Annotated in this window: 17 protein-coding genes; 7 read left to right on the top strand and 10 right to left on the bottom strand. The window is 68.8% G+C overall.

The genetic code is table 11. From position 1 onward, the window contains the following. The first annotated feature begins 188 nt into the window (after positions 1–188). Entirely contained in the window at positions 189–437 is a 249-nt protein-coding gene (locus tag AAHM41_RS13350; protein WP_342237036.1) for a type II toxin-antitoxin system ParD family antitoxin, read from the top strand. After that, positions 434–748 carry a type II toxin-antitoxin system RelE/ParE family toxin gene (locus tag AAHM41_RS13345; RefSeq protein WP_342237035.1) on the top strand — a complete coding sequence of 105 codons (315 nt, stop codon included), beginning with the start codon at positions 434–436 and terminating at the stop codon, positions 746–748. Before AAHM41_RS13350 ends, AAHM41_RS13345 begins: the two co-directional genes overlap by 4 nt. A gap of 7 nt (positions 749–755) precedes the next feature. On the opposite strand, the gene AAHM41_RS13340 is transcribed toward AAHM41_RS13345, so the two are convergent. From AAHM41_RS13340 to AAHM41_RS13330, 3 genes are all read right to left on the bottom strand, one after another. After that, entirely contained in the window at positions 756–1058 is a 303-nt protein-coding gene (locus AAHM41_RS13340; protein ID WP_342237034.1) for a virulence factor, read from the bottom strand. Between the two features lie 22 nt (positions 1059–1080). After that, a complete protein-coding gene (locus AAHM41_RS13335) occupies positions 1081–1617 on the bottom strand; it encodes a DUF1638 domain-containing protein (RefSeq protein WP_342237033.1) in 537 nt (178 codons plus the stop codon). Between the two features lie 92 nt (positions 1618–1709). Continuing rightward, positions 1710–2414: a corrinoid protein gene (locus AAHM41_RS13330; RefSeq protein ID WP_342237032.1), complete on the bottom strand. Its 705-nt coding sequence runs from the start codon at positions 2412–2414 to the stop codon at positions 1710–1712. Between the two features lie 195 nt (positions 2415–2609). On the opposite strand from AAHM41_RS13330, the gene AAHM41_RS13325 reads away from it, so the two are divergent. From AAHM41_RS13325 to AAHM41_RS13315, 3 genes are read left to right on the top strand one after another with little or no spacing between them, the layout of a single operon-like run. Beyond that, positions 2610–3101: a hypothetical protein gene (locus AAHM41_RS13325; protein WP_342237031.1), complete on the top strand. Its 492-nt coding sequence runs from the start codon at positions 2610–2612 to the stop codon at positions 3099–3101. Between the two features lie 8 nt (positions 3102–3109). Continuing rightward, positions 3110–3352, top strand: a complete 243-nt coding sequence (locus tag AAHM41_RS13320) for a hypothetical protein (protein WP_342237030.1) — start codon at positions 3110–3112, stop codon at positions 3350–3352. Next, entirely contained in the window at positions 3353–4009 is a 657-nt protein-coding gene (locus AAHM41_RS13315) for a DsbA family oxidoreductase (RefSeq protein ID WP_342237029.1), read from the top strand. 51 nt (positions 4010–4060) lie between these two features. On the opposite strand, the gene AAHM41_RS13310 is transcribed toward AAHM41_RS13315, so the two are convergent. From AAHM41_RS13310 to AAHM41_RS13295, 4 genes are read right to left on the bottom strand one after another with little or no spacing between them, the layout of a single operon-like run. Next, entirely contained in the window at positions 4061–4450 is a 390-nt protein-coding gene (locus AAHM41_RS13310; protein ID WP_342237028.1) for a helix-turn-helix domain-containing protein, read from the bottom strand. Continuing rightward, on the bottom strand, positions 4440–4763 hold the full coding sequence (locus AAHM41_RS13305; RefSeq protein WP_342237027.1) for a type II toxin-antitoxin system HigB family toxin: 324 nt from the start codon (positions 4761–4763) through the stop codon (positions 4440–4442). Before AAHM41_RS13305 ends, AAHM41_RS13310 begins: the two co-directional genes overlap by 11 nt. A 44-nt stretch (positions 4764–4807) precedes the next feature. Further along, positions 4808–8293: a transcription-repair coupling factor gene (gene mfd, locus AAHM41_RS13300; protein ID WP_342237026.1), complete on the bottom strand. Its 3486-nt coding sequence runs from the start codon at positions 8291–8293 to the stop codon at positions 4808–4810. After that, positions 8290–8577, bottom strand: a complete 288-nt coding sequence (locus AAHM41_RS13295) for an FAD assembly factor SdhE (protein WP_342237025.1) — start codon at positions 8575–8577, stop codon at positions 8290–8292. Before AAHM41_RS13295 ends, mfd begins: the two co-directional genes overlap by 4 nt. A 45-nt stretch (positions 8578–8622) precedes the next feature. Here AAHM41_RS13295 and recG point away from each other — a divergent pair, with 45 nt between their 5' ends. Then, positions 8623–10704 (top strand): ATP-dependent DNA helicase RecG, encoded by a 2082-nt coding sequence (gene recG / locus AAHM41_RS13290; protein ID WP_342237024.1) that lies wholly within the window; start codon positions 8623–8625, stop codon positions 10702–10704. Positions 10705–10721: 17 nt separating this feature from the next. On the opposite strand, the gene AAHM41_RS13285 is transcribed toward recG, so the two are convergent. From AAHM41_RS13285 to AAHM41_RS13275, 3 genes are all read right to left on the bottom strand, one after another. After that, positions 10722–11000, bottom strand: coding sequence for a hypothetical protein (locus AAHM41_RS13285; RefSeq protein ID WP_342237023.1), 279 nt, complete (start codon positions 10998–11000; stop codon positions 10722–10724). 267 nt (positions 11001–11267) lie between these two features. After that, entirely contained in the window at positions 11268–12056 is a 789-nt protein-coding gene (locus AAHM41_RS13280) for a slipin family protein (protein WP_342237022.1), read from the bottom strand. Then, entirely contained in the window at positions 12053–13447 is a 1395-nt protein-coding gene (locus AAHM41_RS13275) for an NfeD family protein (RefSeq protein WP_342237021.1), read from the bottom strand. The genes AAHM41_RS13280 and AAHM41_RS13275 overlap by 4 nt, the downstream gene beginning before the upstream one ends. Positions 13448–13636: 189 nt before the next feature. On the opposite strand from AAHM41_RS13275, the gene AAHM41_RS13270 reads away from it, so the two are divergent. After that, a complete protein-coding gene (locus AAHM41_RS13270) occupies positions 13637–15049 on the top strand; it encodes an Nramp family divalent metal transporter (protein ID WP_342237020.1) in 1413 nt (470 codons plus the stop codon). Positions 15050–15081: the final 32 nt, after the last annotated feature.

Below are 15081 nucleotides of genomic sequence, written 5' to 3'. Positions count from 1 at the left end.
TGTGGGATCGAGGCTAGGAGGAACGCCCCCGCCGGGATCGTCTTGCAGCGGCATTGCCTGCCGCAGGCGCGTCAGGGATGGTGGACCGTCATGATCCCGTCCTCCGTCTTCGTCGAACTCGGGCCAGACCATACTTTGTCAAAGCTTGGCTCTCGCGTTATCCTGCGCACTTGGCCAGGAGACGCCCCATGCACATCTCACTGACACCCAAGCTCGAGGAGTTGGTCCGGGAGAAGGTCGAATCAGGCCTCTACAACAATGCCAGCGAGGTCGTGCGCGAAGCGCTGCGCCTGATGCAGCAGCATGACGAGATCCGCCGACTGAAACTGGAGCGGCTGCGAGAGGAGCTGGCGAAGGGCGAGGCCGATCTCGCCGCCGGCCGCGTCACGGTCCTGGACAGCGACGACGCGATCGAAGACTTCTTCGCCCGTCTGTGAAACGGCTGGTCGTCACCGCCGAGGCAGAAGCCGATTTGACGGCCATCGGCCGCTACACCGCCGAGACCTGGGGCCTCGATCAGAAAGCCCGATATCTCGGCCAGATCCGGGCAAGGTTCCTCCAGCTCCGGAGGAAACCAAGCCTCGGCCGAGCGCGCGACGAGATCCGCCGCGGTTATCGAAGCTTCTCCGCCGGACGACATGTCATCGTCTATCGAGAGACGGACGGCCTGGTCGAGATCCTCCGAATCCTGCACGACCGTATGGATCTGCACCAGCAGCTCGAAGATCCCGACCCCGGGTCCGTCTGAGCCGCGCTCAGCCCGCGATGCCGCCGGCTTCGACCAGAGCCCGCAGCCGGGCGTCGTCATATTCCGCCTCGATCCGCGCCGCGGCCGCATCGGCCTCGGCCTGCAGGTCGCCGCCGCACTCGACCGGCTCGGACTTCTTCCATTCCTCGAGATAGCTGTCGGCGTCACGCGCCTTGCCGCGCATCGCGGCGCGGTCGATCGCGTCCTGGAAGCGCTGCGACAGCAGCACCTTGGCCTGGTCGCGCCGGCCGGCTTTGGCGATGACCTGGCTCGGGATGTCGCGCCAGGAAACGATGATGAGCTGCGGCATGGACTCTCTCGATCGTGAAGGGTCAGGCGGAATCCGCCACGAACTGCGCGAACTCGCCATATCCGGTATGGCGGTACTCATAGGCCAAGCCGAGCCGCTCCGCCGCGGCCTTCGCCTGGGCCTGCAGGGCCGGGTCCTCGGTCTGGGCCAGGTAGACCAGGCGGCGGTAGTTGCCGAAGATCATCGGCAGCAACTCCGGGTGGCGGTCCAGCCCCATGCCTTCGACGATCAGGGCCTGGAAGTGGCGGACCAGGTAGTCGGTCAGGAAGAAGCTGCCCGGCTCCTTCTCCATCAGCCGGTCGAAATCGGCCGCCCCGGCGAAGAAGGCGTAGCAATGCGGGCCGCCGATGCGTTCCGCCCCCTCCTCCGCCGCCACCCGGTCGATGGCGCCGCCGCTGCCGCAATCGGCATAGGCGATGCGGATCCGGCTCCAGCCCATGGCGCGGGCGGTGCGGATGCGCTGGCGCAGCCGGTCGGCGATGCGTTCCGGCCGGTTGTGCAGGATGGCAGGCAGGCAGGTGACGGCAACGCGATCCGCGATGCCGTTGGCGCGGATCACGGCCAGCGTCTCGCGCGCCAGGGCCCCGCAGGCGATCAGCAGCGTCCGGTCCGGGCCGGGGGCGACCCCGGCGACACCGAACCGGTCGGCCCTCAGGCCGTCGCGCTCTTCGCCTGGTTGTGCTTGCGCCGCATGAAGTCCTTGGCCGTCTCCACTGCCACCGCCGCGTCGCGGCAATAGGCGTCGGCGCCGATTTCCCGTGCGAATTCCTCGTTCAGGGGCGCACCGCCGACGAGCACCACGTAGTCGTCGCGGATCCCCTGCTCCTTCAACGTATCGATCACCACCTTCATATAGGGCATCGTCGTCGTCAGCAGGGCGGACATGCCGACGATGTCGGGCTGATGTTCCTCGATCGCCTTCAGGTAGTTCTCGACCGGGTTGTTGATGCCGAGGTCGATGACCTCGAAGCCGGCGCCCTCCATCATCATCGACACAAGGTTCTTGCCGATGTCGTGGATGTCGCCCTTGACCGTGCCGATCACCATCTTGCCGACCTTGGGCGCGCCGGTCTCGGCCAAGAGCGGCCGCAGCACGAACATGCCGCGCTTCATGGCGTTGGCGGCCAGCAGCACCTCGGGCACGAACAGGATGCCGTCGCGGAAGTCGATGCCGACGATGCGCATGCCCTCGACCAGCGCCTTGGTCAGCACGTCGTAGGGCGTCCATTTGCGCGCGAGCAGGATGTTGACGCCCTCGACGATCTCGTCGGCGAGGCCGTCATAGAGGTCGTCCCACATCTGCTCGACGAGTTCCTCGTCGTTCAGCGCGTTCAGGTCGATATCGTCATCCGCCATGGGGGCCCTCGATCGCCGGCTGCTGACTAGCCACGGCTCGCATTAACCGGGATGCCGGACCTTGCCGCTAGCCTGGAACCGACCCGGACTGCGAAGGCGGCGACACGCCATGCGATCGGCCGGGCGCGGCATCGCCGCGCTTGCCAGCCGCCTCCCGCCCCCGGATGATGCCTCTCCTCCGGCCGCACGGTTGCCATGGACCTCCAGGATTCCCTCGTCACCTTCCTCCGCCACTTTCCGCGGACGGACGATGCCACCCTGATCATTCTCAAGGGCCATCTCCTGCTGGAGGAGGAGATCAACAACCTGCTGCAGGAGATGCTGCCCAACCCGCAGGCGCTGGACGGGCTGCAGATCAACTTCTTCACCAAGACCCAATTCGCCCGCGCCCTGATCAAGAACGAAGCGCTGGACGACATACTGGATGCGGCGGAGAAGCTGAACCGCCTGCGCAACCGGCTGGCGCACAACCTGGAACCATCCGGAGTCGAGGCGGCGATCCGCGATTTCGTCACCGCCGCCGACGGCCGGATCCTGGGCGGCGAGACCGCGCCGGAGCAGCAGTTGAAGCGGCGCATCGCTTTCCTCTGCGGCCAACTGCTGCGCTTCCGCACCGAATATCGGGCCGCGCGGCAGATCCTGAAGACCAGGGTCGGCGGCGGCAAGGCGAAGCCGAAGCGGTCCTGAGGCCGGCTATGCCGAACTGGCGCAACCGTGGCGGCGGGCAGCGCGATCCGGAGCGGGTCGAGCGGGCCGTGAAGGCGGACCGGCTGCGGCAGGACCGCCGGGCCAAGGCCGCGCTCGAGGCGCAGGAGGCCGAGCGCAACACGCTGGCGGTCGGCCTTCTGGCCGGGGAGATCGCCGATGGCGATGCCACCGCGGCCGTACAGGAAGCCGATCCCATTCCCAAACGCCGCCCCCCGCGGGATACTGGGTGAATGCGGATCGACATCTTCTTCGACGTGGTCTGCCCCTGGTGCTACATCGGCAAGCACCGGCTGCAGCGCGCCCTGGCGATGCGGCCGCTGCCCGGCATCGAGCTCCGCTGGCAGCCCTTCCAGCTGAACCCGGAGATGCCGAAGCAGGGCGTCGACCGGCAGAGCTACATGATCGCCAAGTTCGGCGGGCGCGAACGCATGCGGCAGATCAACGCCGTGGTCGCCGAGGCGGCCGGCAAGGAAGGCCTGCCCCTGAATCAGGGCGTGATCCGCCGCACTCCGAACACGGTCGAGGCGCACCGGCTGATCCGCCATGCCGGCGAGCTGGGCGAGGCCGACCGCATGGTCGATGCGCTGTTCGCCGCCTATTTCGTCCACGGCCTGGATGTCGGCAACCGCGAGATCCTGATCGACATCGCCGAGGAGCTCGGCTTCGACCGCCGCCGCATGGCCGGGGTCCTGGCCAGTGAAATCGGCATCGCCGAGATCCAGGCGGCCGACCTGCGGGCGCGGCAGCTCGGCATCCAGGCGGTGCCCTGCTTCGTCTTCGACGGCCGCTACGCCGTCTCCGGCGCGCAGGAGCCGAGCGCCTTCCTGCCGCTGCTCGACCTCGCCCGCGAGCACGCCGTCTCCGCCCCGCTGTCGGAGCGGGCTTAGCTGTCTGCTCTACCCGGCTCCACGCAGCGCTGCGCCGGCGCCATCGAGCACTCAACGGGTGGTGGCGGTGTCATCTCTCAAAGACGGTCGGATCAGCACATCGGCCGAAATCCCCAGTCTTTCGTGCAGGCGTCGGATCATGTCGATCGACAGGCCTCGTCTGCGGTTCATGACCTCCGCCACGCGAGCGCGGGTCCCGATCAGCGGTTCGAGATCCCGACGGGTCAGCCCCTGCTGCTCCATCCTGAACCTGATGGCCTCGATCGGATCCGGTGGGTCCATCGGATGGTGCTGTGCTTCATAGGCATCGATCAGAGTCGCCAACACATCGAGGCGATCGCCATCGGCCGTGCCGCTTTTGGCTCCCCAAAGACGGCCCACCTCGCCCAAGGCTTCCTCATAATCCGCCTCGGTGCGGATCGGCCTCACTTCAGTCGCCATGCTGCACCTCCGTCACGTCGATCTGGTCGTATGCCCTGTGGGTGCCGATCCATTTGATCCAGACAATCGCCTTTTCGAAATCGACAGATACAACCAGGCGATAGTCGTTGCCTTTGATGTTGAACACGATGCGCTCGGACGTCACGACACTCGCCGTCGCATATAACCGCTTTACGTCGGCGGTGCTGGCCCAACTGGCTTTGCTTACTTCATCGAACCATGCATCCAGCGCGGCCTTCACGGCCGGTTGGGACTTCTGGCCGGCGAGACTGGCGATGAATTCTCGCAGTGTCCGCCGGGCGATGATTCGCATTTCGCGAGTTTAGCGCGATCCCAATATGGGAGCAAGTATCGACCCTACCCCGCCAGATCGGCCAGGCGTTGCACCAGCTTGCGGGCGCCGCTCACTCGGTCCTGCGGCGTTTCCCAGCCGCGGGCATAGACCAGCTTCTGGTCCGGCCGGACCTTGATCGCCCCGGCCATGCGCTGGATGAAGCCGATCAGCTTGTCCGGCCGGGCGAACTGGTTGTCGCGGAAGCCGATCACCGCCCCCTTCGGCCCGGCGTCCAGCCGCTCCACCCCGGCCCCGCGGCACAGGCGCTTGATCGCCACCAGCTCCAGCAGGTTCTCGACCTCCTCCGGCAGGGCGCCGAAACGGTCGATCAGCTCGGCGGCGAAGCCGTCCAGCTCCGCCTGGCCCTCCAGCGCCGAGATCCGGCGGTAGAGGTCGAGCCGCACCTGCAGGTCGGCAACATAGGTCTCCGGGATCAGCACCGGCACGCCGAGATTGATCTGCGGCGTCCAGCTGTCGGCCAGATCCTCCACCGCGCTGACGCCGGCGCGGGCGGCGCGCACCGCCTCGTCCAGCATCTGCTGGTACAGCTCGGCCCCGACCTCGCGGATATGGCCCGACTGCTCCTCACCCAGCAGGTTGCCGGCGCCGCGGATGTCCATGTCGTGGCTGGCCAGGGTGAAGCCGGCGCCCAGCGTGTCCAGCGTCTCGATCACATGCAGCCGCTGCTGCGCCGTCTTGCTCAGCGCCTTGCGCGGACCGTAGGTCAGGTAGGCGTAGCCGCGCAGCTTCGACCGGCCGATGCGGCCGCGCAGCTGGTACAGCTGGGCCAGGCCGAACAGGTCGGCGCGGTGGATCACCATGGTGTTGGCCGAGGGCACGTCGAGGCCGGATTCGACGATGGCGGTGGCCAGCAGCACGTCGAACTGCCCATCGTAGAAGGCGCTCATCACCTCCTCGAGCTGGGTCGCCGGCATCTGGCCGTGGGCGACCGCGATCTTCACCTCCGGCACCAGCTCCAGCAGGGTCTGGTGCGCCTCGCCCAGATCCTCGATCCGGGGGCAGACATAGTAGGTCTGGCCGCCGCGGAAATGCTCGCGCAGCACGGCCTCGCGGATGATCACCGGGTCGAAGGGCAGGACGAAGGTGCGCACCGCCAGCCGGTCGATCGGCGGGGTGGTGATCAGCGACAGCTCGCGCACGCCCGACAGCGACATCTGCAGCGTGCGCGGGATCGGCGTGGCCGTCAGCGTCAGCACATGCACGTCCTCGCGCAGCGCCTTCAGCTTCTCCTTCTGCTTGACGCCGAAATGCTGCTCCTCGTCGACGATGACGAGGCCGAGATTCTTGAACGACACCTGCTTCGACAGGATGGCGTGGGTGCCGACGACGATATCCATCGTGCCGGCCGCCAACTCGTCCCGCACCAGCTTCGCCTCCTTCGGCGTGACCATGCGCGACAGCTGGGCGACGCGCAGCGGCAGGCCCTTGAAGCGCTCGGAGAAGGTGCGGAAATGCTGCCGGGCCAGAAGCGTGGTGGGCACCACCACCGCCACCTGCACGCCGTTGGCGGCGGCGGCGAAGGCGGCGCGCAGCGCCACCTCGGTCTTGCCGAAGCCGACATCGCCGCAGACCAGCCGGTCCATCGGCCGGCCCGCCTGCAGGTCGTCCAGCACCTCGTCGATGGCGCGCTGCTGGTCCTCGGTCTCGGCATAGGGGAAGCGGGCCGCGAACTCCTCGTACAGCCCCTCGGGCGGCGGCAGCGCGGCGGTGGTGCGCAAGGCACGGGCGGCGGCGATGCGCATCAGCTCCTCCGCCATGTCCTTCAGCCGCTTCTTGACGCGCGCTTTCCGCGCCTGCCAGCCGGCACCGCCCAGCTTGTCCAGCTGCACGGCCATGTCGCCGGAGCCGTAGCGCGACAGCACCTCGATGTTCTCGACCGGCACGAACAGCTTGTCGCCGCCCTCGTAGACGATGCGCAGGCAGTCATGCGCCGCGCCGCCGACGGTCAGCGTCTCCAGCCCCTCGTAGCGGCCGATGCCGTGGTCCTGATGGACCACGATGTCGCCGGCCGCCAGGGCCGAGACCTCGGCGATGAACTGCTCGGATTTGCGGCGCTTCTTCTGCGGCCGGGTCAGCCGGTCGCCGAGGATGTCCTGCTCGGTGACCACGGCGAGGTCCGGTGCCGCGAAGCCGTGCTCCAACGGCAGCACCACCATCACGGCGCTGGCCGGATTGGTCTTCTCCACCCCGGCCCAGCTCTCGGCCACGGCGAAATCGGTGCGGCCCTGCTCCGACAGCATCGAGCGCAGCCGGTCGCGGGCGCCGGTGGTGTAGCCGGCGATCAGCACGCGCTTGCCGGCCGTCTTCAGCTCGCCGATGTGCTGGCGCACCGCGGCGTAGAGATTGACCTCCGGATTGGCCCGGGCCTCGGCGAAGTCGTGCCCGCGACGGCCGCCGGCATCCACGCCGCCCTCCGGCGGGGCGAAGGGCGAGAAATTGGCCACCGGCCGGCCGGCGAGCCCGGCATCCCATTCCGCCACGTCGAGATACAGGCGATCGGGCGGGATCGGCCGGTACGGCACGCCCTTCGCCTTCTTCTGCGCCGCCTGGTGGGTCAGCCGCGCCTCGTAGAAATCGGCGATCTGGGCCAGGCGCTGGTCGCGCGCCTGCTCCAGCTGATGGTCGAGCGTGACCGAGGCGTCGGGCAGGTAGTCGAAGACCGTGTCGAGGTGGTCGTGGAACAGCGGCAGCCAGTGCTCCATCCCGGCTTGCTTGCGGCCGGCCGACACCGCCTCGTACAGCGGATCGTCGTCGTTGATGGCGCCGAACAGCTCGCGGTAGCCGCTGCGGAACCGGGCGATCGAGGCGGGGTCGAGGAACACCTCGCCCATCGGCTTCAGCGTGATCCGGTCGACCTCGCCGGTGGTCCGCTGCGACATCGGGTCGAAGCGGCGGATCTTCTCCAGCTCGTCACCGAACAGGTCGAGCCGCAGCGGCTCATCCGTCCCCGGCGGGAACAGGTCGACGATGCCGCCGCGGATGGCGAACTCGCCCGGCTCGCGCACCGTCTGGGCCCGGACATAGCCGTTGCGAGCCAGGAATCCCTGCAGCGCCTCCAGGTCGATACGCTGGCCCGGCGCCACCGACAGGCTGGCCTCGGCGAAGGCGGCGCGTGGCGGCACCCGCTGCATCGCGGCGCCGATCGTGGTCAGCACGACGAAGGGCCGGCCGGGCTCGCGCGGCAGCAGCAGGCGAGTCAGCGCGTCGACCCGCTCCGCCACCGTCTCCGGATTCGGCGAGACGCGGTCATAGGGCAGGCAATCCCAGGGCGGCAGCACCACGACCGGCAGGTCGGGCGCGAAGAAGGCCAACGCCGCCTCCAGCGCCGGCAGCCGGGCGTCGTCGCTTGCGACATGCAGCAAGCCCTTGTCGCCGGCCTTGCGCGCCAGCTCGGCGATCAGCCGTGCATCCTGGCCCTGCGGCACGCCGCCGATGGTGCGGTACCGGGCGGCAGCTCGCGCGGCGACAGGTTCGGCCAGGGCGCTCATGCGCGCCCCCGCGACCGGGCATAGTCGATCAGCAGCCGCAGGACGTCGCTGTCGGACTCGGCCGGCACCGGCAGCCGCTCGGTCACCCAGTCCCACAGATCGGGGTCGTTGTTCTCCAACAACGCACCGTAGCGGGCGAGCTGGTCCGCATCGAGTCGGCCCAGCACGGCATCGGCGAAGCCGCCGAGCAGCAGGTCGGCTTCACGGGTGCCGCGGTGCCAGCTGCGGAAGCGCAGGCGACGGCGCAGCGGCGCCACGGCATCGCTATCAGTCGGCTCGGTCATTGGCTTATGGTGCGTGTCCACGTGAGCCCCATATAGACCCGAGCCTTGCGTCCGCAAATCCTCTTCCCGCTCTTTGCTGCCATCGAATCCCTGCACGGCATCGGTCCGAAGATCGCCCGGCTGATCGAAAGACTGGCCGGGCCGAAGGCGCTGGACCTGCTGTGGCACCTGCCCTCGGGCGTGGTCGACCGGCGCAAGCTGGTCACCCTGCGCGAGGCCCCGCCCGGCGGCATCGTCACCCTGACCCTCAGGATCGACGGCCATATCTGGGGCTCGTCCGCCCGCGCGCCGCACCGGGTCCGCGCCTCGGACCCGACCGGGACGATCGACCTCGTCTTCTTCCATGCCCAGGCGAAATGGCTGGAGACGACCTTCCCGATCGGACAGACCCGGATCGTCTCCGGCCGGATCGAGCAGTATCAGGGCAGCCTGCAGATGCCGCATCCCGACCGAATCGGCACGCTGGAGGAGCGCGAGGCGATCGCGGTGGTCGAGCCGATCTATCCGCTGACCGCCGGCTTGCAGCCGCGCACCCTGGCCAAGGTGATCGCCGACGCCGTCGCCCGGGCGCCGGAGCTGCCGGAATGGCAGGACGCCGCCTGGCTGCAGCGCCGCGGCTGGCCCAGCTGGCAGGATGCGCTGCGCCGCGCCCATGCCCCTGAGGATGCAGCCGACCTGCTGCCCGTCGCCCCCGCCCGCCAGCGCCTGGCCTATGACGAGCTGCTGGCCAACCAGCTGGCCCTGGCGCTGTTCCGCCGTTCGACCCGCCAGCGCCCCGGCCGGCCGACCACGGGCGACGGGTCGCTGCGGGAAAAGGTCGAAGCCGCCCTGCCCTTCGCCCTGACCAACGCCCAGCGCCTGTCCCTGGCCGAGATCTATGCCGACATGGCAGCGCCGACCCGGATGCTGCGGCTGCTGCAGGGCGATGTCGGCAGCGGCAAGACCGTGGTCGCCCTGCTGGCCATGCTGGCGGCGGTGGAGGACGGCCGCCAGGCGGCGCTGCTGGCCCCGACCGAGATCCTGGCCCGGCAGCACCGCGACACGCTGGCGGCGCTGCTGCAGCCGGTCGGGCTGGAGCCGGGCCTGCTGACCGGCCGCGACAAGGGCAAGGCCCGCAAGGAGACGCTGGCCGGCCTGGCCGACGGATCGATCCGCATTGTCGTCGGCACCCATGCGCTGTTCCAGGAGAGCGTCGAATTCGCCGACCTGGCCGTGGCCGTGATCGACGAGCAGCACCGCTTCGGCGTGCATCAGCGCCTCCAGCTCTCGGCCAAGGGCGAGGGCGTCGACGTGCTGGTGATGACCGCGACGCCGATCCCGCGCACGCTGCAGCTGACCGCCTATGGCGACATGGAGGTGTCGAAGCTGACCGAGAAGCCGCCGGGGCGCACCCCGGTCGACACCCGCGCCGTCTCCGCCGAGCGGATCGACGAGGTGGTGGCTGGCATCGGTCGGCACCTGGCGGGCGGCGGCAAGGCCTATTGGGTGTGCCCGCTGGTCGAGGAATCGGAGACCAGCGACCTGGCCGCCGCGACCGACCGCTTCGACGACCTGCGCCGCATGTTCGGCGAGAAAGTCGGGCTGGTGCACGGCAAGATGAAGGCGGCAGAGAAGGACGCGGTCATGGCCGGCTTCGCCGAGGGCGGCATCGACCTCCTGATCGCCACCACGGTGATCGAGGTCGGCGTCAACGTGCCGGCGGCGACGGTGATGGTGATCGAGCATGCCGAACGCTTCGGCCTGGCCCAGCTGCACCAGCTGCGCGGCCGGGTCGGGCGCGGCGACGCGGCGTCGCGTTGCATCCTGCTGTATTCGCCGCCGCTGTCGGAGACGTCGCGGCAGCGCCTGGCGACGATCCGCGAGACCGAGGACGGGTTCCGCATCGCCGAGGAGGATCTGCGGCTGCGCGGCGCCGGCGAGGTGCTGGGCACGCGGCAGAGCGGCCTGCCGGAGTTCCGAGTCGCCGACATCGACTCCCAGGGCGACCTGCTGGCCGTGGCGAAGGACGATGTTGCCCTGATCCTGAACAAGGACCCGGAGCTGGAGGGGCCGCGCGGCCAGGCGCTGCGCACCCTGCTGTACCTGTTCGAGCACGACAGCAGCGCGAAATACCTGCGGGCGGGGTGACCGCCCGTTCGCCCGGATCAGCGATACAGCGCGGGGGCCGCGACCGCCCCGGCCGGGGGCGCTCCGGGTTGGATGTCTCCCAGCGCTGCCGCAGCCTCGCGCGCGCACCGCACCTTCAGATAGGTCTCTCCCGGCCGGATCGGCAGGGCCGTATCCGCCAGCTGGGCCTGCCCCTGGAAGGCGCAGGCTGCCGCGCTCGCCGTCACCGGCCCCTGGATGACATCGATCGCGGTATCGATCTGGCAATCCCCCGGCGACACGCCGGTCGCGCAGATGAGCAGTAGCATCTTGAACATGACCGATGGGCCCCTGAGCCCTATGCAATGATCTGAAAAGCAGTCATCAGAAGAGAGTCGTCGCAGTGACGGGCCCTGGGACAGGCCCCAAAACCCGACATCGCGAGCAGTCTAGAATCGATTATGTTGATGATCCGTTAGTTCATCGTGAAAATCGATCCACCTAAATTGGGTACACGGCCAATTTTGCCGCAATCTGCGGATGAGTAAATATTCCACGCGTTCTAAGCAAATATTCCGGACGCCCTACAATTCCGGCACCCCGCATCAATCGGAACCCTGCTTGTCCTCACTGCCCCCGTCCGGCCGGCGGGTGAAGTGGCCGAGGAGATCCATCGGCAGCGGGAAGACCACGGTCGAGGAACGCTCGCCGGCGATGTCGTGCAGCGCCGCGAAATAGCGCAGCTGCATCGCCTGCGGCTCTTGGGCCAGCGCCCGGCCGGCCTCGACCAGCTTCTCGGCGGCCTGCTGCTCGCCCTCGGCGTTGATCACCTTGGCCCGGCGCAGCCGTTCCGCCTCCGCCTGCTTGGCGATCGCCCGGATCATGCTCTCGTTCAGGTCGACATGCTTGATCTCGACATTGGTGACCTTGATGCCCCAGGCGTCGGTCTGCTGGTCCAGGATCTCCTGGATGTCGGCATTGAGACGGTCACGCTCGGCCAGCATCTCGTCGAGGTCGTGCTTGCCGAGCACCGAGCGCAGCGTGGTCTGCGCCAGCTGGCTGGTCGCGGCCATGAAGTCCTCGACCGCGATGATCGCGCGCTCCGGGTCGACGATGCGGAAATAGAGCACCGCATTGACCTTGACCGAGACATTGTCGCGCGAGATCACGTCCTGGGGCGGGATGTCCTGCACCACCACGCGCAGATCGACCCGCACCATCTGCTGCACGAAGGGGACGAGCAGGATCAGGCCCGGCCCCTTCACCCCGGTGAAGCGGCCCAGGGTGAAGACCACACCGCGCTGGTATTCGCGCAGGATGCGGACCGCCGCAGCGATGAAGACGGCCGCCAGCACCAGCAGCAGGGCATAGGCCATATTGTCGAGAATGGTCATCGTCGATCTCCGTCCCGAGGCGCGGTCCGGCGCCGGACCAGAAGCGTCAGCCCGCGGACGCCGGCGATCTCCACCATCTCGCCCGGACCGAAACTGGCTTCGCCACGAGCCTGCCAGCGCTCGCCGCGGGCGAAGACGTGGCCCGTCTCGCCTTCCCAGTCGAGAATCCGTGCCGGCAGCCCCTGCATCGCCTGCGCCCCGACCCGGGCCGGACGCTGCCGGGCCCGCCAGAGCTGACGGCCGACGGCGATCACCAGCCCGGCCGTCATTGCGATCGCGATACCGATGACCGGCCAGGACAGGCGGTAGCCGGGCCCCTGGATCCGCAGCAGCATGGCGGCGCCGAGCAAGAAGGAGACGACGCCGCCGAGGCCGAGCACGACGGTGGGGTTGAACGCCTCGACCGCCAGGAAGGCGATGCCGAGCAGCATCAGCGCCAGGCCGGTGTAGTCGATCGGCAGCATGTCGAGGGCATAGAAGCCGAGCACAAGGCAGACCGCGCCGATGACGCCCGGGGCAATGGCGCCCGGGCTGCTGAACTCGAAGATCAGGCCGTAGACGCCGATCAGCATCAGGATGATCGCGACATTGGGGTTGGTGATGACGGACAGCAGCCGGATCAGCCAGCCGGGCTCGACCGTCTCCAGCGCCAGCCCTTTGGTTGCCAGGCGCCGGTGCGTCCCGTCCGCCATGGCGACGCTGCGGCCGTCGATCCGATCGAGGAGGTCGGCCGGGTCCCGGGCGACGAGGTCGACCACCCCGGCCGCAAGCGCGGCATTGGCCGAGAGGCTGGCCGCCTCGCGCACCGCCTTTTCCGCCCAATCGGCGTTGCGGCCGCGCAATTCCGCCAGGCTGCGGATGAAGGCCACGGCGTCGTTCGTGACCTTCGCCATCATCGCGTCGCCGCCGGTTCCGTCCTTGTCCTCATCGCCCGGGCTGGGCGCCCCCGGCAGGCCGGGCGGCGCACCGCCGATCTGCACCGGCGTGGCGGCGCCGAGATTGGTGCCCGGCGCCATCGCCGCCACATGGGTCGCGTAGAGGATATAGGTGCCGGCGCTGGCGGCATGGGCGCCGGACGGTGCGACGAAGCCGGCGACCGGCACCGGCGAGGCCAGCAGCTCGGCGATGATCTCGCGCATGCTGGTGGCGAGGCCGCCCGGCGTGTCGAGGCGCAGGATGACAATCCCGGCCTGCCGCCCTGCCGCCTCTGCCAGGGCATCGTGCACATGACGCGCCGTGGCCGGGCCGATCGGCCCATCGATCGCTATCATCAGCGCCGGCCGGGACGGCACAGCCCCGGCCGCACCATCCTCCGCGGCCGCGGGGCGGGAGGCGGCGATCAGACCAGCGGCGAGGACCGCTGCAAACAGGACCGCACGCGACGCGTTCACGCTTCCGAGCTCCCTTACAGAAGATATGGGAGGTCCGCCCGCATCCGGCCATGGGGGCATCCTCTGGCGGAGAAGGCGGTTTAGGCTCGTCCATGGCGCCGAAATGTCGGACGATACCCTCGGAACCGGACGCATCAGCAAACCCGACGACGATCGGGCGGATGCGCGGCACAGCGAAGGGGAAACTCCATGACCGACATCGCCGAACGGCGGATCGCAGACCTCGACGATCCCTATCACCTCACTCCCGACGGCGTACGCGAGCCGCCCACGGGCTGGGCCGATAGCCTGAAGCATCTCGGGCCCGGACTGATCCTGTCGGCGTCGATCGTCGGCTCCGGCGAGCTCGTCGCCACCACCACGCTGGGCGCCCAGGTGGGATTCGCCCTGCTCTGGATGGTGATCTTCTCGACCTTCGTGAAGGTGGCGGTGCAGGTCGAGCTGGCGCGCTGGACCATCTCCACCGGCCAGCCGGCTTTGACCGGCTACAACAAGGTGCCGCCGGCAGTCGGGCGCATCGGTTGGGTCAACCTGCTGTGGGTCGTCATGGCGCTGTCGAAGATCCTGCAGGTCGGCGGGGTGCTGGGCGGCACCGCCCTGGCCTTCTCGATCCTGCTGCCGCTGGGCGGGCCGCCGCTCGGCGCCGTCTCGCTGGGGATCTGGACCGCGCTGCTGGTCTGCGTCTCGATCGCCCTGCTCTATTCCAACAACTACAATCTGATCGAGCGCGGCGCGGTGCTGCTGGTCGTGGTCTTCTCCTTCGTCACGGTGGTGATCGCGCTCGGCCTGCCCTTCACGCCCTACCCCTACGCGGCCGACGATCTGGCGACCGGGCTGGCCCTGACCATCCCGGCCGGGGCGGTGGGCGCCGCGATCGCCATGTTCGGCATCACCGGCGTCGGCGCCGACGAGCTGACCTTCTACACCTACTGGTGCGTCGAGAAGGGTTATGCCCGGTCGGTCGGCCCCAATGACGGCAGCGAGGCCTGGAAGCGCCGGGCCCGGGGCTGGATCAGCGTGATGTACAAGGATGCCTTCCTGTCCTGGTGCATCTACACCTTCTCGACCATCGCCTTCTACATCATGGGCGCCGCGGTGCTGAATCCGCAGGGGCTGGTGCCGGCCGGCAACGAGATGATCACCACGGTCTCGCGCATGTACACCGACACGCTCGGGGAATGGGCGGGCTTCCTGTTCCTGGTCGGCGCGATCGCGGTGCTGGGCTCGACCCTGTGGGCCGCGATCCCCAGCTGGGCGCGGATGTATGTCAACCTGCTCGCCGTCATCGGCGCGGTGGACTGGCAGGACACGCGGGAACGGACGCGCTGGATCCGCATCTTCACCGTGGCGCTGCCGGTCATCTGGGGGCTGGCCTACATGACCGTGCAGTCGCCGGTGCTGATGATCCAGATCGGTGGGTTGGCGACCGGCATCTTCCTGCTCGCCGCGGTGGTGGCGGTCTGGTACCTGCGGCGGTCCGAGACCGATCCCGACCTCTATGGCGGCGCGGCATTCAACGCCCTGCTGGTGATCAGCAGCATCGCCATCGTGCTGCTGGGGATCTACACCGGTGCCAACGTGCTGGGGATCAAGCTGGCCTGAAGACCTGCCGGGGGGGGGGGGGGCCGCGCCCC

Source organism: Inquilinus sp. OTU3971, assembly GCF_038440215.1.
The sequence above is the reverse complement of the archived record's forward strand: the minus strand, read 5'-3'. Positions and strand labels throughout refer to the sequence as shown.